This window comes from Muricauda sp. SCSIO 65647 (genome assembly GCF_021534965.1).
Taxonomy (GTDB): domain Bacteria; phylum Bacteroidota; class Bacteroidia; order Flavobacteriales; family Flavobacteriaceae; genus Flagellimonas_A.
In genome coordinates this window covers 144,419-168,832 of the sequence record NZ_CP091037.1, presented here as the reverse complement: position 1 = coordinate 168,832, position 24,414 = coordinate 144,419, and the positions used below count along the sequence as shown (strand labels likewise).

The window sequence follows — 24,414 nt, the reverse complement described above, 5'->3', positions numbered from 1 at the left end:
ATTAGCAACGATTTAACGTATTAAAAATGGAAAATTTAGAAGTCTATAAGTATCAAAAGGCAAAAGAAAAAGTTGAAGCCATAAAGGGCTTTCATTCCAATCTGTTCAGTTACTGTATCATTATTCCAATTTTGGCATATATCAACTACAGAACTACAAGTTTTGCCTGGGTGCTGTTCCCGGCCGTCGGTTGGGGCATCGGTTTGGTGGCCCACTGGATGAACGCATACGGCTATAACCCCATACTTGGCAAAGATTGGGAAGAACGTAAAATTAAAGAGTTCATGCAAAATGATGAACGCTAGTAGTATATTTATTGTATAATCAACCAAAATCTGTAATCATGCAACAATTAGATAAAGAGAGCAGGTATATCAAAGCAAAAGAAAGAGTTGAAGAATTGAAGAAATTCTACGCCAACCTTTGGTCATATATTTTGGTCATCTCGGCATTGGGCCTGATCAATTATTTGACCAATGAATGGCGCTATATGTGGTTTCTATGGGCAGCCTTCGGATGGGGTATCGGAGTATTGTTCCATGCCATCAACACCTTCAGATTGAATCCCTTTTTTGGGAAAGACTGGGAAGAGCGCAAGATCCGTGAGTTTATGGAAGAAGATGAAAAAACCAGAAAATGGAGATGATCATGGACTATCGAAACGAAGAAAAAAGGGTAAGGGCCAAGAAAAGGGTCGATGAATTGAAGGGGTTTTACATCCATCTGGCCGTTTATTTGGTGGTCAACATGTTCATCTTGGTCAATATCTACCTGCACAGCGACAACTTTTGGCGATGGGGTCACTTTTACACCCTTTTGTTTTGGGGTGTTGGGTTGGCTTTTCATGCGGCACACACCTTTCATTTCAATCCGTTTTTTGGTAAGAAATGGGAACAAAGGCAGATTCAAAAATATATGGAGGAAGATGAGAAAGATTCACAACGTTATCTGTAGACCATGAATGGGTAGATCAAAAACGTTATGGATCAATACAAGTCGTAAGCGAGAAGTTATTAAAGTAAATTTGGTACATGAAAGTCATAATCATAGAAGATGAAAAACCTGCTGCCCGAAGATTGGGCAGGCTATTGGAAGAATTGAATGTAGAGGTTTCGACCATGTTGCATTCGGTTGGTGAATCAATTGAATGGTTTCATAACAACGGGCACCCTGACCTCATTTTTTTGGATATCCAACTTTCAGATGGACTTTCATTTGAGATTTTTGACGCCGTTTCGGTAAAGAGCGCCATTATCTTCACAACGGCCTATGACGAATATGCGTTGCAGGCATTCAAATTGAACAGTATCGACTATTTGTTGAAACCCATCGATGAGGAAGATTTGGAACAGGCCATTAAAAAATACCGTGAATTAAAATCAGGCACCAATCAGCTATCGGTCGATTTTGATGACATCAAAAAGTTATTGACCAATCCGATTGAGCGCGAATACAAAAAAAGATTTACGGCAAGGGTAGGGCAGCATATCAAAATCATCAATGCTGATGAGGTCGAGTCTTTTTATAGTGAGAACAAAGGTACCTATGCTGCGACCATCGATGGAAGAAATTACTTGCTCGATACCACTTTGGAAAATTTAGAAAATGAACTGTCGCCCGAAATGTTCTTTCGGGTCAGCCGCAAATTTTATGTCAATATCAACCATATCAAAGACATTATCTCTTACACGAATTCAAGACTAAAAATCAAGCTGAACCGCTTTGATGAGCAAGAAATCATCGTAAGTAGAGAACGTGTCAAAGACTTTAAGTTATGGTTAGAATAACGTCATTTAAAATACTGAAAAATAAATAGTTGATAGTAACTATAAATTTTTCTTATAGTTGTCTTTTTTGTTAAAATCAGCTTTTTTCTCTACTCGGTTGTCATCAAAAGCCGAGGGCAATAAGGTAGGTATCAATTTAATAAAAATCGGTAATAAAATAGCACCGCCCGGTAGCATGAAAATGGCCAATGAGGGAATGCTCTTGAAGATGTCAACAAGTTGATGTTGTACCCTTTTTTTCTCTTCAGGACTTAATTCCCTGATTGTGGATTTTGATAAAAGGGCCATCAATTCCTTGCTTTCCATCAACTCTTTTTTGAGTCGTTTGCTGTTTCTTAAAATGAGCTTGCTTACATTTTTTGACATACCTTCATAAAACTGAAAAGCAAGGTTCCTGTCTTTCAGATAAGGAATTTTTTCAAAGTTCTTTTCAAAAAACACCTTGACATTATTTATCGCCTTCTCGATTTTGGCCCTGCTTTTTCCTAGATCTTTTCCAATTCCATAAATAAATTCCGACTCGAGAAACTCAAGTGATTGGTCTTCCCAAACCGTAAGGCAGGCAATATCGAGCAAATAGTCTTTTTCAAATTGTGAAAAATTATCTTGTAGCACCTCACGATATGAGCCGTCAAACTGGTTTTGCTTTTGGTTCGCATAGGTCAATGATGAGGCCAAAACCTGTACAAGTTTTTCATCGTTCTTACCGGCATCTTTTGAACTGAGGGCATGAAAGGCAATATTGATGGTCACATATTCCAATAGTCTGGCATGCTCTAATACGTCTTTGCCACCTTCGAGGTAGTATTTGAAAATGAGCACATCAACAAACAATAAAGAGTTGGTGATGCTATTGCCGAATGTTCTGTTGATAACGTTATCGCCCAGATATATTCTTGAATCAATCAGTTTTTCTAACTGTGAATCGGTCTTTGATCCGGTCAAGATTTTGTTCAGAAACGAAATCTTTCCTACATCAAGCTCTTGGTAGTAATTGAAGACTATGTTTACAAACCCATCAAAATCATAGCCACCCTTTTGAAACTTATGCACAAAATACAATGCGGTCAGCAAATTTACTTTGGCGACTTCGTCTTCTGAAAGGGCATGTTCTGGTTTTACAAAAGCAGGGTAATAAAGATGTATGCCATAGACAAACCCATTGTCTCTAAGTTGTTGGTACAGTGCATCATAATTGTCGAAACCAACGGATGCGTCTTGAACCAAATGGCCGAACTTTTTAATCCAACCTGAAGCTGATGGATTCATGGTGACATGGGTTTGCAACTCCAAAGAAAATGAAATTATGTGAGATATGGTCAGTTTTCATTTGAATTGACCAAAGCGTAACGGTAATGTTAAAAGACAACGAAGTTGTCTAGGTCCAAGGTCCAATCGTAGTTTTTGAATTCTATATCCACACCCTTTGTATCGGGTATGATACCATGGTCTTTCAATATGTTTTTGATGCCGCTCTTGCCACCAAAATCGCCTCGAAACCAACTGAAGAGTGATGTCACTTTTACAGTACTCGTCTTTTTATCATAACTCGACGTGCGCGCTAAATAAGTTCTTGTGCCCACTTCAAACTGTTCTTTGATTCTATCTGGGTTATAAATGGCTACCGGTGGACAATCTTTTGCCCCACAGTTCAAGGCAAAATGGATGCGATAATCACGCTTTTCAACCCGTAATTTTCGCTCGAGCCGATCAGGGAACCATTTACGAACGTAGCCCAGACCATTTGACCACTGTGATTTTCGAAGGATGCCGTGTTCGATTTTCTCAAAAGAAACCATTTCACCGGCGATGTTCAATTGCTCATTGCCGAAAAAGGCACCCTTGTCTTCATAGAATTCAGGATTTTCAGACAAAACAACAAGAATGTAGGCGTTATAGATATTGACCCAAAAGGCATACCGTTGTTCGTCGGTGGTCAGCGCATTCGCCAATTCATCGACAGTGGTGTTGGCCAACTGTTCTTGAAAGGTCTTGGTATTCTTGCCATCTATGGTGTATTGTAAAAAATCTTCTGATAATCGGTTGAAGTCTGTAGTGGCCGTGCGCACCCCTTGAAAATCTACCTTTTTTACCTTACAACAACTTAGGGCGGTCATAAATAGTATTACGATCAACTTTGTTTTCATGATAATTACCTTGCATTTAGACCCACTTGATCCATCTCGATCTGATGCTTGGTCGAATACTGTTTGGATTACTTTCACCAAAACTGTCACCTTTTTTGCTTTGGCTTGAGCAGATGGAAAGAATTTCATTTCTGGGTGTGATTCACACTGATTATTTTTTGAACAATGACATTCATCATATTCTGTTGAAAGAGTTGCCAATAATTTTGCGTGAATTTTTAAAAAGAAAAAGATGAAAAAAACCGCAATTTCTTTATTCGTGGCAATGTTTTGCCTTTCCGGCCTAGGCATTTCCCAGACGGCACCAGACGGCAATGATGATTCAAAATGGCAGTTCAGGTTAAGAGGTATAGTAGTAACCCCTGATGAAAGCGCAGATATAGAGGCAATAGGAGGAGATGTTTCCATTTCAACAGCAGTGGTTCCAGAATTTGATATTACCTATTTTTTTAATGAAAATTGGTCATTGGAGCTGATTTTGGCGACGGCTAAACATGATGTTGAAGCCGTAGGTACAGCTGCTGGCGATATCGATTTGGGGCATGTATGGCTACTGCCACCCACCTTGACCGCGCAATATCACTTTACCGGAGGTGATTTTGTTCCTTATTTGGGAGCAGGACCCAATTTGACCTTATTCTATGGAGTGGATGAGGGGCCAGTGGCCGATGATGTCGATTATGATACAACGGTCGGGTTTGCCCTGCAAGGCGGATTCGATTATATGTTGAACGACAAGTGGTTCTTGAACTTCGATGTCAAGAAATTGTTTTTGAATACAGATGCGACGGTCAACGCTACCACAGCTTTAGGGGCGACCGTAGTAGCCGATGTAGATATTAATCCCTGGATATTTGGTGTTGGTGTTGGTGTGAAATTGTAGGGATGTTTTTTGAATATTGATTGGCCGCGCAATTGTAGAGATTGCGCGGTTTTTTAATGCATTTTTTCCAACAGTTTTGCGGTGGACAGAATTTGTGCAAACTCATCTTTTAGACTGGCCAAGGCGGTTTGGTGAATAAGCTCTGCATCGAATGGTTTACCGTTTATGCCCATTTGGTCAAAGGCCGCACAGGCATCGGATACCAGCACGGTCTCAAAACCCAGATTTGCCGCCATTCGCACACTGGTCGAAATGCAATGGTTGGTGGTCAGGCCCACCATTACAATATTGTTGATACCATTATCTTTCAGAACATCTTCTAGGTCCGTACCAATAAAGGCACTGTTGACATTTTTGGTGAAAAGGGGTTCGTTCTCAAGCGGTTTTACTTCTTCTTTGATGTCAAAGCCCGATTTTGAGGCATGCAAGGGTGATCTTGGGTTTTGCGAACTATGGCGTACATGAAAAATAGGCTGGCCCCTTTTGCGCCAATACCTTAAGATTTTGGCCGCATTTTCTTCGGCTTGTGGATTGTTACGGTTACCGCCATAAAAATCGTGCTCATCCAATCCTTTTTGGATGTCGATAAGCAACAGGGCGGTATTTTTAGGGAGATTTTTCAGGTTTTAACATTTACGACTTACGACTATTTCAATCTTTCAAGTACACCTTTGCGTTTGACGATGTTTTTATAATCCCATTGAATGCTTCTCGATTTTTCGAGCCAATACTGTAATTTGGCCACATCGATTTCAGACACGGCGTTGTAGAAGATAGAGGCATCCTTGAATTTTTTGCCCTTAACGTTCAAATCTTCTTCCTCAAAACCAGCTCCGCTCCAAAACATGAGCCGTAAGCCTTTCTTCTGTTTGCTATATCCTACAATAGGGTTTCCATCCAAGAACCAAACCGGATGCCTGTGCCATATTTTGTTTTCTGCATTCGGTAAGTGTTGTGTGATTTCATGGGCCAAAACACGACAAATGGCTTTATCGGCAGCAGATTGGGTATCGTTGTAAGCTATAATGTCTTTATGTACCGTTTTCATTTTACCAAGACAGGTTCTAGAACCTTCCAAACATTCTCCCTAACGATTTTGTGTCCCTCGGCCGTGGGGTGTATGCCATCTTCCAGATTCAATTCACGAATGCCAGCCACACCCTCTAACAAGAAAGGAATCAACGGAATATCGTTCTGCGCTGCCAATTCAGGGAAAATAGTGCGAAATTCCGTGGTGTACTCCGGTCCCATGTTGGGCGGTATCTGCATGCCTGCCAAAACTATTTGGGTATCTGAACTTTTTGCCTTGACCGCATTGATGATTTCTTGCAGGTTCTTTCGCGTTTCGGCTAGCGGTACGCCACGTAGACCATCGTTCGCGCCCAGTTCGAGTACAAAAATAGCTACCTCTTGCCTGAGTACCCAATCTAAGCGGTTGAGTCCACCAGAAGTGGTCTCGCCACTGACCCCTGAATTGATGACGGTGTACTCTAGGCCAAGCGAATCAAGCCGGTCTTGAATGAGGGCTGGGAAGGCTTCCTCTGTCTTTAGACCATAACCTGCGGTAAGGCTGTCGCCAAAAAAAAGAATGGTTTTGTTTGATTTTTCCTCATTGGCATTGGAGGTTTCTTCGGTCTCTTGTGCTGTGGTGGCCTCAGATTCATTCTTTGGGGCATCCTTACAGGCCAGCAGAAAGATGAACAGCAAAAAATAACGAAACTTTAAGAGTGTCTTTGGGTTCATGGGCGTAAAAAATCAAAATCATTTGCCTATTTTTCCGCTTTAACCCAACGGAAACCAAGGCATTCATGTCAAAGATATTAAACGTCGCCCATCTTGGAAAAACATATACCAGTGGTTCTAGAAAACTTACCGTACTCGAAGACATCACCTTTTCAATTGAGTCGGGCGAGACCTTTGCCATAGTAGGCCCTTCAGGAAGCGGCAAGACCACGCTTCTGGGGCTTTGTGCCGGGTTGGACAGACCTGATTCCGGTACGGTCGAACTTTGTGGTGCCAAATTGAACATGTTGAACGAAGATGAACTTGCCTTGCTCCGTAACCAAGAAGTGGGTTTCATCTTTCAGAACTTTCAATTGTTACCGACCCTAACAGCTTTGGAAAATGTTGTGGTACCCCTAGAATTACAGGGTGTCAAAAATCCTCAAAAGATAGGGATCGACCTGTTGGACAAGGTAGGGCTAAAAGACCGCTTTCATCATTACCCTTCCCAATTGTCGGGCGGTGAGCAACAACGGGTGGCATTGGCGCGGGCCTTTTCAAACCGTCCCTCCATTTTGTTTGCAGATGAACCTACCGGTAACCTAGATGAGGAAACAGGGGATAAAGTCGTGCAACTACTCTTCGATCTGAACCAAGAAGCGGGCACCACCTTGGTCATCGTGACCCACGATGTGGAGTTGGCCCAACGAACAGGGCGCATCTTACGGCTCAAGGGCGGAAAGATTTTGTCAAACGAACCCGTAGTAACCTAGTGGCCCCATTTGATAAAAATAAAAATACAGCGGGTTTCAATTGGCTGTTGAAAATGGCTTGGCGTGACAGTAAGGCCAGTGGTAAACGGTTGTTCCTATTTATGGCCTCGATTGTGTTGGGTATCGCAGCTGTGGTTTCGATACAGTCTTTCAGTGCCAATCTAAAAGAAAACATAGCGCTTCAATCAAAGGCATTAATGGGTGCCGATTATAAGATTGACACCGACCAGCCGCCCAATGAGCGTGTCATGGCGGTCATAGATTCATTGGGTGGTGCAGATGGCCACGAAGTCAGTTTTCCTTCGATGGCGGTTTTTACGCGAAACGGTGACACGAAACTGGTAGGGGTTCGCGGTATTGAAGGTGATTATCCCTTTTATGGCGAGTTTGAAACGAAGCCCCTTTCAGCAGCCAAAGAATACCAACAAGAGGGTGGGGCCTTGGTCGATGCGACCTTGATGGTACAATTTGGGATCAAGCCTGGCGATAGTATCAAATTGGGGGAAAGTGTATTCCCGGTTTTGGGCAGTTTGGTCTCGGCTCCGGGAATGGGCGGCGTTGGGGCCTCGATCGCGCCTCCAGTGATAGTTCCCTATCGTTTTATCGAGGCCACAGGGCTCGTACAGATTGGTAGCAGGGTCGATTATGACTATTATTTTGTGGCCGAACCCGACCAAGATCTGGAAGCACTTGACGAAGAGGTATACGCTAAGCTCGATGTTGAAAATGCCGATATCGATACCCATGTGTCTTCAGGACAGCGATTGGGCCGACGTTATGATAACTTCGGAAAATTTCTTAACCTGGTTGCGTTCATTGCCTTGTTGCTGGGCTGTGTGGGCATTGCCAGCTCTGTGCATATCTATATCAAGGAAAAACTACAGTCCGTGGCCGTGCTGAAATGTTTGGGGGCTACCAGAAGACAGACATTTTTCATCTATCTGTTACAAATTGCGGGAATGGGTCTCGTAGGTGGTCTGTTTGGGGTGTTGGCCGGTTTGTTGCTACAGCAATCGTTTCCATTTGTGCTGCAAGACTTTTTGCCCTTTGAGGTAGAGGTGAGTTGGGTGCCCGATGCGATAGTTGTGGGGCTGGCCTTGGGCATTTTGATGTCGATACTCTTTGCCATGAGTCCGTTGTTGGGCACGTGGTTTGTTTCTCCACTACAGGTACTGCGCATTCAAGACAATGGCGTGCAGAAATCAAAGACGGCCAGAGCAGTGGTGTTTACCGCCATTATGCTCTTCATCTTCGCTTTTTCTTATTGGTTGTTGGACAACCTTCAGTATGCCCTCTTTTTTGTACTGGCCCTAATCGCTGTTTTTGCCGTTTTGGGGGGCACTGCCAAGTTTTTCATGAAAATTGTGAAACGGTACTTTCCCCATTCATGGGGCTTTGCTGCCCGCCAGAGCCTGTTGAACTTGTTTCGGCCGAACAACCAGACCGTCGTTCTGATATTGGCCATTGGTATTGGTACCTTTTTGATCAGCACGCTTTATTTTACGAGAGACATATTACTGGCACGGGCATCGATCGATGGGTCGAGGGAGGCCCCGAACCTTATTTTGTTGGATGTGCAGACCGAGGAACGGGAAACAGCTTCTTTAGGAATTACAGAAGAAGGTTTAGATGTCATCAACAGCATACCCATCATCACCATGCGCATTCACCAAATCAAGGATTCGACCGTTCGAGAGATCATTACCGACACCACCTCGACCCTCAATTCATGGATTTTGTACCACGAGTTTCGTGTTACCTACCGCGATTCGTTGGTTGCCTCTGAGACGACCATTGACGGTTCATGGCCCCAAACCACTTGGGAAGATGGACCGATACCCGTTTCTTTGACCGATAATGTGGCCGAAGATGCCAGGGTCAAAGTAGGGGATAAGCTGCTGTTCAATATTCAAGGGGTATTGATGGAAACGGTCGTGGCGCATATTCGATCGGTCGATTGGCTTCGTATGCAGTTGAATTTCAATATATTGTTCCCTTCGGGAGTGCTGGAGGAAGCTCCACAATTCCATATTCTGACGACGAAAACACCCGACGAGACCATTTCGGCATCTTTACAGCGAAAATTGGTACGACAATTGCCCACGGTGTCCATCATCGATTTGCGGCAGGTGTTCACGGTCATTGAAGATATTCTCGATAAAATCGCTTGGGTCATCAACTTCATAGCCTTTTTCAGCATATTGACCGGTATCATTGTATTGATAGGTTCGGTGCGCACCAGCAAATACCAACGCATTAAAGAAAGCGTGTTACTGCGCACCCTCGGGGCAAAGAGCAAGCAGATACTGCGTATTACTGCGTTCGAATACCTCTATTTAGGACTTTTGGGCAGTGCCATGGGTGTTTTGTTGTCTCTTTTGGGAAGTTATTTGTTGGCCAAATTCGTTTTCGATACCGAATTCACGCCCTCTTGGGAGCCGATGCTCATCGTTTTGCCCGGTATTACCGTATTGGTCTTGTTGATAGGCTTGCTCAACAGCCGTTCGGTATTGCAGAGCCCACCCTTGGAAGTACTGCGGAAAGAGGTGAGTTGACATAATCGCCAGTTTACTGACTGGTAATATTAAAATACTGCAGCAGACTTATATTTTCTACTTATAGAATATAGATATGCTTTACTCTATATTGTAAGAAATATGAGGCCAAAGGATTTATACGTTGGCGGCTTAGTTCGAAAGCAGCAATATACCAGATACTAAAAATGCTAAGCCCATAATAAAATCACCTACAATTACAGATTTACCGTATTCGCTTTCCATATTTAAATTTCGAATTTCTTTAAGACTATATAGTGTATAAAGAGTACCGAAAATTGATAAAGTCAAACCCAATTTAATTTCATTTGCCATCTTTTCCTGTATGGTAATGAAGAGAAACTGCCTGAATCTTTACTTCGCCTTCAAACTAATGGCAAACCCGCCCCCTTCTTGTAGGGTGATGGCCTGGGTATCTCCTTTTTTGATTTCGAGCTGTTCGATGACAATGGCCGTGGGATTGTTTCGGTAATGTGAATCATCGGCATCTTTATAAATGATGGCCTCATAGGTTTTGCCATCCTCCAAGAAACTGAAATCAACGGTAATTTCACGACTGTTCTCATCGGTGATACCCCCGACGAACCAATTGCCGGTCTCGCGTTCTTCACGGGCTATGGTCACAAAGTCACCGACTTCGCCGTTCAACACTTTCGATTGCTCCCAATCGACCCCAACATCCCTGATAAATTGAAAGGCAGGCTGTCCCTCATAGTTTTCAGGTAAGTCGCAGGCCATTTGAATAGGCCCGTAGATGACCACATACAGTGCCAATTGTTGGGCAAGTGTCGTATTGATTTGATTGTCGGGTTTTGTGGTCAATGAGATTTCAAAAACCCCTGGGGTAAAGTCAATGGGCCCAGAAAGCATTCTGGTAAAGGCCACAATGGGCAAATGTTCTGGCGGATTGCCCCCATCGGTGGCCCAGGCATTGAACTCTTGCCCCCGAAGCCCTTCCCTGGCAATGGCGTTGGGGTAGGTGCGCCGTAGCCCGGTTGCCTTAATGGGTTCGTGAGCATTGATCGCCACTTCATATTCGGCGGCCGTTTCCAGTACTTTTCGGTAATGGTTCACCATCCATTGGCCGTGATGATATTCTCCTTTCGGAATGATTTTGCCCACATATCCGGTTTTGACCGAATGCATACCGTGTTTTTGCATCAATTCGTAGGCAGCTTTCATTTGTTGCTCATAGGTTCGGGGAGCCGCACTGGTCTCGTGGTGCATAATAATCTCCACACCTTTCGATTTGGCGTAATCAGAAAGTTCGTCCAAATCATAATCGGCATAGGGTGTCACAAAATCAAAGACCCCTTCACGGTCTTCAAAGCCGATCCAACGGTCCCAGCCGGTGTTCCATCCTTCGACCAATACACCACCAAAACCATTGGCCGCGGCAAAATCGATATATTTTTTGGTGTTTTCCGTAGTGGCCCCGTGTACAACACTTGTCTGCTCTTTGCCCAAGGTAGCGAAGGTGTTCATGTCTTGGGTAGCTTCCATATCCCAGGTGGAAACGCCTAGGTGCATTTCCCACCAAATACCCACATATTTCATGGGCGTAAACCAAGAAACATCGCCCAATTTGTTGGGTTCGTTGAGGTTTTCTATCAAACGTGATTCAATCAGGTCACCTGCCCTGTCGGCAATCTGCACGGTACGCCAAGGAGTTTTGGCAGGAAGGGCAGTGGACACTTTATGCCCCAATCGGTCAGAGCCCACCAATTCACTGGTCAACAAAAGGGATTCATTGTCAACCTTGAGGGTCATGCCCGCATAATTGGTCAGGTCGGCTTCATGAAAAACCAGGTGTAGTCCATCGTCAGAGCGCATCGTTACCGGCGTGTTCACGGCATTTTCAGGAATGTAAGTTGCCGCCAAATTGCTGTGCCCGGTTTTTGACAGTGCATCTATTTCAGATACTTTGGTGGTGTTGTACAGGTGCTCGTAAATGTCCCAATCACCAGGTATCCACCATGTGGTATGATCTCCTGTCAATTGAAATTCGGTATGCTCGTCCATGATGGTAATACTGTCCCTACCTTCTTGTTCCAAGAACTCATAGCGAAAGGCCACCCCATCATCATAGGCCTTGAAATGGATGTTGAACTTCCTGTTGGGTGCTGCTGTTTCTTGCAAATTCACGATAAGCTCATTGTAATGATTGCGCACATTTCGCTGCTCTCCCCAGGGCATTTCCCAAGTTTCATCAACCGTATTGGATGCGGTTCCCGTAATTTTCAGTCCCTTTTTTATGGGATCTTGGTCTTTGAAATCGAAGCCCATGGATGAACTGTCTATGACGACATTGTTGCCGTGTTTTACCAGGTAGTAGGGTGTTCCGTCACCGGTCAGTTGAAAAGTGATTTCATTGTTGCCGCTAGGAGAGGAGACACTGGCTGTCGACACTTTTTTTTCACAAGAAAAAGTCAAACATAGTGTGGCCAAACCGATCAAGAGAAGTTTTTTGTTCATAGTTCGTAGTTTTAGTTGAGCGTATTGCGTAGTTGTCTTATGCTAAATGTTGAAAATAATACTTTATAAGGGAAAAAGCCGCCATTTGGCGGCTTTGTGATTATTTGCTATGGAAATCACTGGATGATTCCTGTACATGAAATTCTTGCTCCGGCCGCCCCACTTGGCTGCGAAGTGAAATCATCTACACCTTGGTGTACGATAACGGCTTTGCCCACGATGTTTTTTGTTTCATCGTCGCAACCGATACACCACTGGTCGGTTGAAAACTCGATAGTTCCATTGCCATCGGCATCTGCTTCGAAATTACCGATATCCCCTTTGTGATATCCCCCTTCATCGCCCCATTTTCCGTGAGGTTGAAAGGTAGGGTTCCAATGCCCACCAGTAGACTTTCCATCCGCAGAAGAACAATCGGCCTTTTCGTGGATGTGGATGGCATGCTCACCAGGGGTCAAACCTGAAAAACTGGCCATCATTGTTACAGCCCCATTTTCTTCGGTAAAGGTAACCTCGCCTTTGACATTACTGTCGCTTTTAGGCTCCATCTGAAATTTTATGGTTTCCACTTTGATTTTCTCCTTCACCTCTTCAACGGTCTGCTCCATTTCTTCAGAAGTTTCTTCGGCTTCTTTTTTTGCCTGTTTGCAGCTAAAAGCCATTAGTAGCATAAGCCCAAGTGGCAGCGCAATCAATTTTTTCATAGTAAGGGTTTTTTTAGGTTCTGCATAAAGTTAACAATTATAAAAGGTACTGTCAACTAAAATGCCTTAGCAGCTCTTTGTTGTCGCGAATGCCCCGTTTCAGGTTTTCACAGAGCACCAATGATTTGTCTATGCGGGTCTGGGAGTTTTTGTAACGGCCAATGGCATAGATAATGCCCCTTTGCTTGCCTTTGGTGAACGACTCAAAAATTTGAAAGGCGGCTTGATCGTCCATCAGAACCGCTTCCAATTCTTCGGGCACTTCAACACCATATTTTGAGGTATCTTCAAAAAACTGCAATTGAAAATAATCGTTCAGAAAAATACCTAGGGTCTTTTGATTGTTTTTGCTGAACATGATGACATGATTGCCTTGGTATTTGTTCAGCGCGGCATGAAACGTTAAAGACTTTCCTTCAAAAGAGGCCACAACCTTCACCCTTTTGTGCCCATTATCGATAAATGGCCTCGCAATCTGCTCGGGTATGATCAGACTGTGCATTCCACTGACGGTTGCTTCAAAAACCGGGCTCTCCATACTCAGATTTCAGTCGTGCTATTCGATTAGCGTGTTGATGACCTGGGTCTTGCTGTGCAAGGTTTTGTGCACGGGGCATTTGTCGGCTATCTGCATGATACGCTGTTTTTGCTTATCATCTAAATCACCTGTCAATTTGATCTCACGTTCGAAGGTATCTATTTTGGCACTATCGGCCTCACAATTCTCACAGTCTTGCGCATGGTCTTTACTGTACGAGCTATGCACCTCGACATTTTCGACGGGCCAGCCTTTGCGTTTGGCATACAGCTGTATGGTCATTGCCGTGCAAGCTGATAAGCCTGCGGAAACCAGTTCGTAGGGTGAGGGGCCAAAGTCATTTCCGCCATACGAAATGGGTTCGTCGGCCAACATATAATGGTTGCCTACTTTCATTTGTGTGGTAAAGCCATCATCAGCATCAAGACTGGCGGCTACCTGATGTTTTGTTTTTAGGGTGGCATCCACTTTTTCCTGTATGTTTAGATACCTCTTCGCCCAACCAGAAATGACCTCCCCTACATAGATGGAATCTTTTTTGTCAAAAAGTAGATGATCGGCGCCATCAAGCGACACAAAACTTTTGGGGTGGTGGGCGGCATGATAGATTTGCTCGGCGTTTTTGATGCCCACTGTATCGTCTTGTGGCGAGTGCATGATCAACAAAGGTTTTCGAAGGGCCTTTGCGGTTTCAGGCAGCGACTTGGTTTCCAGATCCTCTAAAAATTGTTTTTTGATGGTGAAATCGCGCCCACTGAGATTAATGGTGGCCTTACCGGTTTCGTTGATTTCGTCAATGCCGCTTTTCAATAAGTGTTTGACGTGTTTTGGATTTGAGGGTGCCCCGATCGTGGCGATTGCCTTTACTGAATTGATTTCAGTGGCTGCAAAAATGACGGCGGCTCCGCCCAATGAATGCCCGATCAAGAGGGTAGGGGCCTGGTAATTTTCTCTCAAAAAATCGGCAGCGGTCACCAAATCGGCCACATTTCCAGAGAAATTGGTGTCGGCAAAATCGCCCTCGCTTTCTCCCAATCCCGTGAAATCAAAGCGCAATACTCCAAACCCATTGGAGGTCAGGGCACGGCTGATGTTTTTTACCGCAATCAGATTTTTGTTACAAGTAAAGCAATGGGCGAACAATGCAAAGTTGTGCGGATGTCGATCAACGGGCAATTCAAGTCGTCCCACCAATTTTTGACCTTCTATATTATGAAATTCTACTTTTAAGGTATTCATGCTTATTGGGTTGATAGCTCAAGATAAAGCATTATAGATAGGTACATTCATTGAACATTTACCCATCGTCTTTTGCCTTTTTCTTAAAGATACCCCTTAAGTCGGGATTATAGAAGAACCCTATCTGCAATCGATCAAAATTTCTATTATTGAAATGGTTTTTCAGAAAACCCACTTGAAGACTGGCATTTTCCGTTACATGCACCCCTCCGGCAAAATACAGGCGATTTTGATCAAAGATGCTGTTTTGTAAATTGATGAAGATCTCATCGTAAAAATTAAGAAAAAAGGTGTCTGTCAATGGAAGCATGACCTGTAATCGATATCTGGCCCGGTGTTCTGTATTTCGTTCAAAAAAAGGACTGTTCTCGTTTTCAATGGTGATAAATCGCTGCTCCAATCGATAGCGATGCTCGAACAACAGCTCCCAGACTTTGTTGGTCATGATGAACTGTTGAAAAATTCGATGTTCAGAAATATTATTTATCAGAATTTCATCACTTTCAAAAGTGGGGTCGGTGTCAATAAACGCATAACCTCCCGTCACTATGGCATTGGGATTGATGTGGTAATTCAATCCGGTTCGCAACAATAATTGATTGAAGCTATCGGTAGTCTCATAGAATCGAAATTGGGCTTCGGTATGAATGCTAAACCTTTCCGAAATCCTGTTCATCCCGAAATACATATACCATGCCCCCAACTCATCTTCACCGGTATTTTGGGCATATAAGCCAACTGTGGCCAAAAGCCAGATCGCTATAATTCTTTTTGCCATCAATCTAGGTTGAATGTTTTCTTGTCTTTAAACGGGGATAGTTTCAATGCTTCAATGGATTCACGATAAGCCTTCCATTTATCAGCGAAAAACATATTGGTCTTTTGCAGTGCATTCTTCAAGTCTGTTTCAGCAAAGCGAATGAGTCTTTTTTCGGTTTCGGTGATTCCGTTTTTTCGACTGCCCACATAGTAACTGGCCGTGTTCAGACGTTGCATAACGGTTGTTTCCGGGTTTCTGGTAATGCCCTGCCGCTTGTCTTCCTTGCCCATAAACACTGCCACAACCGAATCAATTTGCTTAACAATGTCTTTTGATGCCTTGATGCGATCTTTGTATTTTTCCTTGTCCAATTCTTTCAGTTCTTTCGAATATTTGTTGGCCAAATCTTTGCTCTCAATCAACTGCTTCACAGCGTCAGCAGCGGTTTGAATGTGCTTTTCAAGTTGTTTTTGCGTTTGGTAAACTTCATTGATATTGGCCGTTGAAACGTTCAATCTTGGATCCGTCTTTACAGTGACCATGGTAGAATCAGATGTCGTGCCGAACGTAACCTTGATCTTATAGGTGCCTGGCTTTACCATGGCCCCGCTAGGTTCAGGTTCATTTTTCTTGATTTTTCGAGCTGGTCTGTCCGGGCCTTTTTCGTTCAACTCCCAATATACCCTATGGAAACCTTTCTTTTCAGGGGTCTTGTACTTTAGTGTTCGTATCAATCGGTCATCGGCATAAATCCCAAATTGAACGGAATCTTTTTTCTGTACCCCTGACCATTCTTTTTCATCTGATTTTTGCCCATTATCCGCTGTATCTTCTTTTTTCTCTTCCCCTTTATCCTTTTTGGCTTTGTCCAAATCTTTTTTGCCCTCTTTTAGATAGTAGGTAATCATGGCGCCCTGTTTGCGATTTTCACCGTTGTAGAGTGCATCACCCCCAAAACGACTGCCGGTTCCTTGTTGATAAGCTGCTAAATATGCATCAGGGCTATCGAATAGTGCCACATCTTGCAGAAGGGCCTCCATATTGGTGGCCAACTCGCGTAGTGGTCGAATATCGTCCAGCACCCAAGCGGCCCTGCCGAAGGTGCCGATGACCAAATCTTGTTCACGGGGATGTATCACCAAATCTTTGGTTGAAACCGTGGGATAGCCCTCTGTCCATTTCTGCCATTTGTTTCCGGCATCAAATGAGATATAAAGACCATCATCGGTGCCCAGAAAAACCAAATTTGGATTCTCTGGATCTTCAATGATCGATAGGGTATAGCTCTGTACATCGTTTTCATCTACAATTCTCGTCCAGGTTTTACCATAATCCTTGGTGCGGTAGGCATAAGGTGTATAATTGAACCTTCTGTAATCGTTGGCCAGCAAGAGTGCCTCACCCTTGTTGTTCTGTGAAGCTTTGATTTGAGGAATCCAGCTTCCTTTTGGCAGCCCTTTGATACTGGCGGTTACTTCGGTCCAAGTGGCACCTCCATTTTGGGTATAGTGCACTCGACCGTCATCGGTTCCGACCCATAGCATATCTTTTTCCACTGGTGAGGGCTCAATGACCAAAATGGTACAGTGGTTTTCAGCACCAGTGGCATCCATGGTCAGGCCCCCGCTTTCACTTTGTTTTTGTTTTTCGGGGTCATTGGTGGTCAGATCAGGAGAGATGACTTCCCATGTTTGGCCTTTATTTGTTGATTTATGTACAAACTGACTGCCGAAATATACGGTAGAATTATCAAAAGGGTCTTGCCCGATACCGGCATTCCAGTTGAAGCGGAGCTTGGTGTCAGCATCGGGTGGCGTGGGACGAACGGTATAGTTGTTTCCCGTTTTCCAATCGTATCGTCTTACAAATCCCTGTTGGCTCATGGCATACCCAAATTGGCTATTGTCTTTATCAGGTACCACATCGAAGCCATCGCCAAAAGCAATTTCTTGCCAATAACTGTTTCTGATACCTTGGGCGCGCCAAACGTAGGCCGGACCACGCCATGAACCGTTATCTTGCATGCCCCCGTACACATTATAGGGAAACTCATTATCGGTACTGATATGGTAAAATTGGGCCACGGGCAAATTGCCGATGAAACGCCACGTCTGACCACCGTCTTTGGTGATGTTCATGCCGCCATCGTTGCCATCGATCATAAATTGTCCGTTGTCAGGATGGATCCACCAAGCGTGATGGTCTGGATGCACACCGTTGTCAACATTATAGGCGGGCATCAATTGTTTGAAGTTTTTGCCTCCATCTTCAGAAACATTGACATAAGTGAAAATTGAGAATACTCGATTTTCATTCTCGGGATCCACATAGATCTCAGAGTAGTAAAAAGGGCGATTGCCAATATCGTTCTTGTCGTTCACCTTTTTCCATTTGAAGCCACCGTCTTCTGATTTGTACAATGCGTTTTTTTTGGCTTCGATCAAGGCATAGACGATATTCGGTTTGTTGGCGGCAATGGCAATGCCAATACGGCCCAGTTCGCCTTTGGGCAGCCCGTCGTCCTCTGTTAGCTTTTTCCAATTTTTTCCACCATCATGGGTCATATAGAGTCCGCTGCCTTCCCCACCTGATTTGAAGAACCACGGGTCGCGTTTATGCTCCCATAGCGCGGCAAACAATTTATTCGGATTGGTAGGGTCCATCACCAGATCGGCCACTCCTGTCTTGTTGTTTACAAAAAGTACTTTCTGCCAGGTCTCACCGCCATCGGTGGTTTTGAACACCCCACGTTCTGGGTGTTCGCCCCAAGGGGAACCAATGGCGCCTGCATACACCACATCAGGATTCATCGGGTCGATGATGACCCGATGGATATGACGCGTTCTTTCCAACCCCATGCTTTTCCAGGTTTTACCGCCATCCAACGATTTGTAGATCCCATATCCGCCATTTAGGCTGTTTCGTGGATTGCCCTCACCAGTGCCCACCCAAATCACGGAAGGATTGGATTGTTGTATGGTCACCGCACCAATAGATCCGGTGACCTCTTTATCAAAAATGGGTTCCCACTTGATGCCGCCCGAAGTAGATTTCCAAAGGCCCCCGGAGGCGGTGCCCACATACATCACATCAGGGTTTGATAAGACCACATCAATAGCCGTGACACGACCACTCATTCCGGCCGGGCCGATATTTCGAGGTTTCATGTCTTGGACTAAATCCATTGAAAATTGTTGTGCAAAAAGGGATGTGGTTGCCAGAAGCACCACCAACGAGAGTATTTTTTTCATTTTCAAAAAAGGGTTGTATTAGTGTTATGATTTGGTGTTGGGTGTTTGGTGTTCGTTGTCAGTTGTTCGGTATCATATATAAATATCAAATTCAAGGTTTTCCCTAATGCTGAATTCATACTTCTAAACTCTAAACTCTAAACTCTGAACTCCTAACTCTAAACCCAAAACCCCATAGTCCTTATACCTAGTTGTGACCAATATGGCATCCACAGCCCGGCCTAGTAAAACTATGGGCTTCTTCATGCCATGGAAATGCCGCGTTATATTTGTTGTTTTCCCACCAGAACATACTTCGCTCTTTTGTGGTATTACCGATTTCATTCATGGTCTCGGCATCATAAAGCCTGCCATTGACCATGGTGTATTTCACCGTCTCCGTATTTCGGATATCTTCCAGTGGATTTTTGTCCAATACGATCAAATCGGCCAATTTGCCGACTTTCAGCGAGCCGATATCGTTGCCTGCTCCGATATAGGTGGCCGGATTGATGGTTGCCGTTCTTAAGGCATCCATATTCGATAGTCCTCCTTGGTGCAGCAGCCAAAGCTCCCAGTGAGCGCCAAGTCCCTGTAATTGTCCATGCGCCCCTAAATTGACCAGTACACCTTCATTGTTCAGTCGGGCAACCGTTTTTGAAACCAAAATATGGCCATTCTCATACTCTTCATCCGGTATCATGGTTCGATAGCGCGAACGGGCATCGACCAGTGCGCGTGGGGTAAAGTTCAACAAACGTTTATTCTCCCAGACATTGTCTTTTTGGTAGAAGTAATATTCTCCGTTCATACCACCATAGTTTACGATGAGGGTAGGGGTATACCCTGAACCACTGGTCTTCCAAAGCTCTACGATGTCTTTATAAACAGGGGCAACGGGAATATTATGCTCAATGCCTGTATGGCCATCGATGATCATGGTCATGTTGTGGTAAAAGGTAGAGCCCCCTTCCGGTACCACATTGATGCCCAATTCTCTTGCGGCCTGCATCACCTGTTGTCGTTGGTCACGTCTTGGTTGGTTGTAGCTCTTTACCGATTTTGCTCCAAAGGCCTTTGTTCTTCGAATGGCCGATCGGGCATCTTCCAAACTATTGATGACCGCTTTGAAATCACCATCGGCACCATACAAAATGATTCCCGTAGAATATATTCTTGGCCCGACCATATCGCCGTTTTTGATTAATTCTGACATCGCAAAAATCGATTCTGTGTTAGCCGAAGGGTCATGGGCTGTGGTCACCCCAAAAGCGAGATTGGCATACAATTGCCAGTGTTTCTGTGTAGTGAGGCCATATCGAAACCCGCCGATATGCGCATGGGCATCTACAATGCCAGGCATAATGGTCTTGCCCGAAGCATCAAATACCTTGGCATTTGAGGGCATGTTGATTTCATCAGACTTGCCGAGATACTCGATTTTGTTTTCGTTGATGACAATGGTACCGTTCTCGATGATTTCGTCTCCTTCCATGGTAATGATCCGTGCACCGGTAAAAGCGATACGCCCTGAGGGTTTGTCGCTTTTCAAGGTGAGTCCGACCTTAATGCCCACACTGTCCATTTTGGCCACTTCTTTTGGTGAATCGGGTAAAAAGGTATATCGGTCTTTGATTTCATTGGCAAAATAGTCATCACCAAGTGTCCAAAAAATGGTTTTGCTGTCGCTTGACCAGTGCAAGTTGATACCCGCATCTTTTGAAATCTGGGCCACTGGCACTGATTTGCTCTTGTTGTCTAAATTGATTTCCTTGCCATTGAGCACCAATGGGGCGATATAGGCTTTGTGCAGGTTGGTGAAGGCAATCCATTTGTTATCCGGACTTGGCACCAAACGGTTGGCATATTTTGATTTCACATGGCTTTTTGCATCTTTTCCGTTAAGATTCACCGATTTTAGGGTCTTTTCAAGATTGCCAAAATAGGTGCCCCCTGTTTGGTAAAAAATGCGTTTTGCATCAGCAGAGAACATGGGGTGTTCGCCTTCTTCTGAGACCCATTTGACATTTGAGCCATCGATGTTCATCGTATAGATGCCCGTCTTTTTTGAAAAGCTTCTGCCCTGGTCATTGTTACCGGGCTCTTTGCGATAAGTGAGCATTCGTCCATCAGGGCTAAAGGCAGGGGTTCGGTATATGCCTTTGATGGTGGTCAGTTTTGTCGTGGCTCCCCCGTTTGTGGGAATTTTGTGAATGGCACCCAACCCTTCATCATTCCATGTGACAAAGACAATGCTTTTTCCATCAGGGGAAAATGCAGGTTCTGATTCAAGGTCCGTACCATTGGTCAATCGTTTGGGTTTGCCATTGGGCAAACGTTTGGTCCATAGTTTTCCGAGTGCATTGAAGACGAGGGTTTTCCGGTCTGGAGAAGTTACCGCATGGCGAATTACTTTGGCCGTAAATTGGTCGGGTGCCACAGGAGAATTGACCCTTAGTGTTTCCGCGATTTTGATAGTGGCATCAACCGTAAAGGGAATGTTGTTCACCTCCAATGAATTGATATTGATGCTATGGATCTTGCCTTTGTTCCAAAACACGATTTCCTCGTTGTTGGGCAACCAACTGAAATTCGGATATACCCCAAAAATGGCCCACGCCTCTTGTTGGTCTTTGTTCAGATTATCGGCAAGCGGCCATTCTTCACCCGTTTCCAAATTATGTAGGTACAAGACTGTTTTGGTGCGTACCCTTTTGACAAAGGCCAGCAATTTGCCGTCTCTCGAAACCTGTGGCCGTGCGGCGCCACCTGGTCCGCCGGTGATGGTCATTGTTTTTCCGGTTTCAAAATCATACCGTTTGATGACATAGATTTGTTTGTTGGGGTCTTTGTTATATTGAAAGAACCCACCGGGATACACGTCTTCACTGTAATAGAGGTATTTGCCATTTGGTGAAACACAGGGTTCGTTCACATCTTGCTGGTCATTTTTACGTTTGGTCACTTGCAGCCCAGATCCCCCAGAAATATGATATTGCCATAGTTCACCGGCACCCAGTGAACGTTGGGAGGTAAAGTGTTTTCTGGCCACCAAATAATTGCCGTCGGGTGTCCAATAAGCGTTGTTCAACAGTCTGAAGTCTTCTTTGGTCACTTGCTTGGCATTGCTGCCGTCGACGTTCATTACCCAAATGTTGTCACCACCTCCGGCATCACTGGTAAAGGAGATTTTGGTTCCATCCGGACTAAACCGCGGTTGTATCTCAAAAGGGATTCCTGTTCTGAGCGGGGTGGCCTTTCCACCGGTAATGGGCATTGTGTAGATATCACCCAATAAATCGAAGACCAAGGTTTTTCCATCTGGGCTCACATCGAGGTTCATCCATGTGCCCTCGTCAGTGGTGAAGGTATGGTCTTGGTAGTTGAAATCTCCTTTGGGATTGGAAACATCCCATTTTTCATTGTCTTTTTTTTCTTGTGCAAATAGGGCTACCGATGCGAAGAGCATCGCCAGAAAGCGTAGTTTTTTTATCATTTTTTGTGGATAGTCAATTAGCCGTCTAAAGATAGCGAAAAGGGGTCGGCAATTTCTTAAAGGCTTGTTAAGAGTAGGTACCAAAAGGCTGTATTGGCCTTTGTAACAAAATGAACAGAGCGACGTCTTATCAGAAACCACAAATACCTGCCATCATGAAACTTTCACGAAATCTCCGCTTTTTGATAACCGTTTGTGTGACCCTCTTGGTCTGGGGCCATGTTCTATGGGACCATTTTCATGGCGGCATACCGGTACACTATCTGTTCATGGATAAAAACATGCCCCCGTTCCCCAATTGGCTGGGAGGCATCATCTTGCCCTTTTTTACCTGGATCGCGCTGTACCGTATTCATAAACGGGTCGATGCCCCTGATTCAAAAAACACACTTCGTCTGGCCGTAGGTCGTTTCTTGGCGGCATTGCTGGTTGCCGCCAGTATTTCGGTCTGTTTTGAAAACGGTATTGAAATACCAAACTATATTTTATATTCCATTTTTGTACTGGCCTTTATCTTTCCGCTTTATAAGTCTGAATATGTATTGGGCTGGGTACTGGGCTCGAGCTATAGCTTTGGGGCTATGATCCCCATGCTGTTTGGTATCGTATTGGCCGGGGTTTTCTTTGTCTTTTATAAAGTGGGAAGAGCCTTGATCAAGCTTTTTAGCGCGAAAAAAAGTTGAATCTGCCCATCAGAAATCGTCCGGTCTGCTGGCAAGAGTCCATCAATTGTTCTCTTGTTCGGCAATTTTTGTCAGCCGTTTGTCGATTTCTTCTTTAGCATGCCATTTGCCCTGACGTATGACACCCGATACTTTTTTAAGTGCGTTTAGATTTTCAAGGGGATTTTCCTCCAACAAAACCAGGTCAGCTTCCAAGCCTTCCTTCACTTGCCCAAAGGTATCTTCCATTTTGAAATAAATGGCCGGGTTTATGGTGCCTGATTGAATGATTTCCAAATTGGTCATTCCCGCATCGGCCATATCCTGCATTTCATGGTGTATGGAAAAGCCGGGCACATTGAACAGCTGTGGGGCATCAGAACCCAATAGCATGCCATGGCCATTGTCACTCAGTTTTTTGATAAGTTGCCTACGGATGGCATCAAATCGTTTCCATTGGTCTTTGTCAAATGCCGGGTCGGCCATAAACTGTTCTTTGACGCGTCTCCAGTTGGCCAAGGTCTCTTTCGGCATATATTTCATTTCGGGCAACGACAAAAGTGAATCGACATCGGTAGGGGCAAACCACTTGGTGAAAAGGCTTTGGGTGGGTACGATCCACACCTTGTTTTCTTTGGCCATTTGTACCAATCCATCAATTTTGCCAGTATCGGCAAGTGGGGTAAAGTTGTAGCCGAAAAAGCCATTTTCGCTGGGGTTTACATTGGCCGACTCGGGTACCAACCCCTCCAAAAAACCATCGACATGGTCAATGGAGACATACCGGCTTTTCAATGCATGCCGAATGCCCACGTCAACAGGTACATGACCGGCAAATTCAATGCCTACATCATTTGCTGTTTCCACTAATTGGTCAAAGACCTCCAATTGAATGCCGGGGTGTATCTTTAAAAAATCATAGCCATCTTTTTGATAGGCCGAGACCTTATCGATAGCTTCTTGCCTAGAAGTTACGGAGTTGCCGTTCAAAGAGGGGCTAGAGGTAAAAATGCGCGGACTTAGAATTTCACCATTCTCGGCTTTTTCGCGAAGGTTTAAATGCAAGGGGTGCCCCAGCATGCCGCGAATGGTCGTAATACCATTTGAGAGGTAGAGAAATAGCACATCTTCAATACGTTCTTTTGAAGTAGGGGGTGAAGGAATATGTGCGTGCATCTCGGCCAGTCCGGGCATAAGAAATTTTCCAGAACCATCTATTTTTTGGGGATAGGCATCTGGACTTTCTACAATTTCCGCGATAGACTTGATTTTTCCCGAATCGATAACCACCTGTCGATTTTGATACAGTTGCCCGGTTTTTACGTCGATTACATTTACATCAGAAATAAGAATGGCCGTCTTGCTGATTTTTTCTTGGGCTTGGTTGCAGGCAGTGAGCAAAAGGGCAATTATAAGGTATATGGTATTTTTCATGATCGTCGA

General features: G+C 44.4%; 21 protein-coding genes. 8 read left to right on the top strand and 13 right to left on the bottom strand.

All coding sequences use genetic code 11. The features are described from left to right. The first annotated feature begins 26 nt into the window (after positions 1-26). From L0P89_RS00735 to L0P89_RS00720, 4 genes are all read left to right on the top strand, one after another. A complete protein-coding gene (locus L0P89_RS00735) occupies positions 27-305 on the top strand; it encodes a 2TM domain-containing protein (protein WP_235266490.1) in 279 nt (92 codons plus the stop codon). 38 nt (positions 306-343) lie between these two features. Continuing rightward, the gene (locus L0P89_RS00730; RefSeq protein ID WP_235266489.1) at positions 344-646 is read left to right on the top strand and encodes a 2TM domain-containing protein; all 303 of its coding nucleotides are present in this window, start codon (positions 344-346) and stop codon (positions 644-646) included. Beyond that, positions 637-954 (top strand): 2TM domain-containing protein, encoded by a 318-nt coding sequence (locus L0P89_RS00725; protein ID WP_235266488.1) that lies wholly within the window; start codon positions 637-639, stop codon positions 952-954. Before L0P89_RS00730 ends, L0P89_RS00725 begins: the two co-directional genes overlap by 10 nt. 77 nt (positions 955-1,031) lie before the next feature. Continuing rightward, on the top strand, positions 1,032-1,787 hold the full coding sequence (locus L0P89_RS00720) for a LytR/AlgR family response regulator transcription factor (RefSeq protein ID WP_235266487.1): 756 nt from the start codon (positions 1,032-1,034) through the stop codon (positions 1,785-1,787). Positions 1,788-1,826: 39 nt separating this feature from the next. On the opposite strand, the gene L0P89_RS00715 is transcribed toward L0P89_RS00720, so the two are convergent. Further along, on the bottom strand, positions 1,827-3,056 hold the full coding sequence (locus L0P89_RS00715; protein ID WP_235266486.1) for an LETM1-related biofilm-associated protein: 1,230 nt from the start codon (positions 3,054-3,056) through the stop codon (positions 1,827-1,829). An 89-nt stretch (positions 3,057-3,145) separates the two neighbouring features. Continuing rightward, positions 3,146-3,934 (bottom strand): DUF547 domain-containing protein, encoded by a 789-nt coding sequence (locus L0P89_RS00710; protein ID WP_235266485.1) that lies wholly within the window; start codon positions 3,932-3,934, stop codon positions 3,146-3,148. Between the two features lie 232 nt (positions 3,935-4,166). Here L0P89_RS00710 and L0P89_RS00705 point away from each other — a divergent pair, with 232 nt between their 5' ends. Further along, complete coding sequence (locus tag L0P89_RS00705; protein WP_235266484.1) at positions 4,167-4,817, top strand: OmpW/AlkL family protein; 651 nt, start codon at positions 4,167-4,169, stop codon at positions 4,815-4,817. 53 nt (positions 4,818-4,870) lie between these two features. Here the strand turns inward: L0P89_RS00705 and L0P89_RS00700 are convergent, their stop codons facing one another. Genes L0P89_RS00700 through L0P89_RS00690 form a run of 3 tightly spaced genes read right to left on the bottom strand, consistent with a single transcriptional unit; the run spans position 4,871 to position 6,560 of the window. Then, positions 4,871-5,440, bottom strand: a complete 570-nt coding sequence (locus L0P89_RS00700; RefSeq protein ID WP_409557568.1) for a cysteine hydrolase family protein — start codon at positions 5,438-5,440, stop codon at positions 4,871-4,873. A gap of 23 nt (positions 5,441-5,463) precedes the next feature. Beyond that, positions 5,464-5,865 carry a DUF1801 domain-containing protein gene (locus tag L0P89_RS00695; RefSeq protein WP_235266482.1) on the bottom strand — a complete coding sequence of 134 codons (402 nt, stop codon included), beginning with the start codon at positions 5,863-5,865 and terminating at the stop codon, positions 5,464-5,466. After that, the gene (locus L0P89_RS00690; protein WP_235266481.1) at positions 5,862-6,560 is read right to left on the bottom strand and encodes an arylesterase; all 699 of its coding nucleotides are present in this window, start codon (positions 6,558-6,560) and stop codon (positions 5,862-5,864) included. The genes L0P89_RS00695 and L0P89_RS00690 overlap by 4 nt, the downstream gene beginning before the upstream one ends. A gap of 65 nt (positions 6,561-6,625) precedes the next feature. Between L0P89_RS00690 and L0P89_RS00685 the strand changes: the two genes are divergently transcribed. Then, on the top strand, positions 6,626-7,312 hold the full coding sequence (locus L0P89_RS00685; RefSeq protein WP_235266480.1) for an ABC transporter ATP-binding protein: 687 nt from the start codon (positions 6,626-6,628) through the stop codon (positions 7,310-7,312). A 53-nt stretch (positions 7,313-7,365) separates the two neighbouring features. Further along, positions 7,366-9,867: an ABC transporter permease gene (locus tag L0P89_RS00680; protein ID WP_235266479.1), complete on the top strand. Its 2,502-nt coding sequence runs from the start codon at positions 7,366-7,368 to the stop codon at positions 9,865-9,867. A gap of 354 nt (positions 9,868-10,221) precedes the next feature. Here L0P89_RS00680 and L0P89_RS00675 read toward each other — a convergent pair whose 3' ends face one another. The 7 genes from L0P89_RS00675 to L0P89_RS00645 form a co-directional block, all read right to left on the bottom strand. Continuing rightward, a complete protein-coding gene (locus tag L0P89_RS00675) occupies positions 10,222-12,342 on the bottom strand; it encodes a glycoside hydrolase family 97 protein (RefSeq protein WP_235266478.1) in 2,121 nt (706 codons plus the stop codon). 116 nt (positions 12,343-12,458) lie between these two features. Beyond that, positions 12,459-13,046 carry a superoxide dismutase family protein gene (locus L0P89_RS00670; protein WP_235266477.1) on the bottom strand — a complete coding sequence of 196 codons (588 nt, stop codon included), beginning with the start codon at positions 13,044-13,046 and terminating at the stop codon, positions 12,459-12,461. A 52-nt stretch (positions 13,047-13,098) separates the two neighbouring features. Next, positions 13,099-13,584 (bottom strand): YdeI/OmpD-associated family protein, encoded by a 486-nt coding sequence (locus L0P89_RS00665; protein ID WP_235266476.1) that lies wholly within the window; start codon positions 13,582-13,584, stop codon positions 13,099-13,101. An 18-nt stretch (positions 13,585-13,602) separates the two neighbouring features. Then, on the bottom strand, positions 13,603-14,823 hold the full coding sequence (locus tag L0P89_RS00660) for a bifunctional alpha/beta hydrolase/OsmC family protein (RefSeq protein WP_235266475.1): 1,221 nt from the start codon (positions 14,821-14,823) through the stop codon (positions 13,603-13,605). Positions 14,824-14,881: 58 nt separating this feature from the next. Next, the gene (locus tag L0P89_RS00655) at positions 14,882-15,601 is read right to left on the bottom strand and encodes a DUF2490 domain-containing protein (RefSeq protein WP_235266474.1); all 720 of its coding nucleotides are present in this window, start codon (positions 15,599-15,601) and stop codon (positions 14,882-14,884) included. Then, a complete protein-coding gene (locus L0P89_RS00650) occupies positions 15,601-18,834 on the bottom strand; it encodes a WD40/YVTN/BNR-like repeat-containing protein (protein ID WP_235266473.1) in 3,234 nt (1,077 codons plus the stop codon). The genes L0P89_RS00655 and L0P89_RS00650 overlap by 1 nt, the downstream gene beginning before the upstream one ends. Before the next feature lie 187 nt (positions 18,835-19,021). Then, complete coding sequence (locus L0P89_RS00645) at positions 19,022-22,309, bottom strand: amidohydrolase family protein (RefSeq protein ID WP_235266472.1); 3,288 nt, start codon at positions 22,307-22,309, stop codon at positions 19,022-19,024. A gap of 155 nt (positions 22,310-22,464) precedes the next feature. Between L0P89_RS00645 and L0P89_RS00640 the strand changes: the two genes are divergently transcribed. Further along, positions 22,465-22,992 carry a hypothetical protein gene (locus tag L0P89_RS00640; RefSeq protein WP_235266471.1) on the top strand — a complete coding sequence of 176 codons (528 nt, stop codon included), beginning with the start codon at positions 22,465-22,467 and terminating at the stop codon, positions 22,990-22,992. A gap of 42 nt (positions 22,993-23,034) precedes the next feature. Here the strand turns inward: L0P89_RS00640 and L0P89_RS00635 are convergent, their stop codons facing one another. Continuing rightward, on the bottom strand, positions 23,035-24,405 hold the full coding sequence (locus L0P89_RS00635) for an amidohydrolase family protein (protein ID WP_235266470.1): 1,371 nt from the start codon (positions 24,403-24,405) through the stop codon (positions 23,035-23,037). Positions 24,406-24,414: the final 9 nt, after the last annotated feature.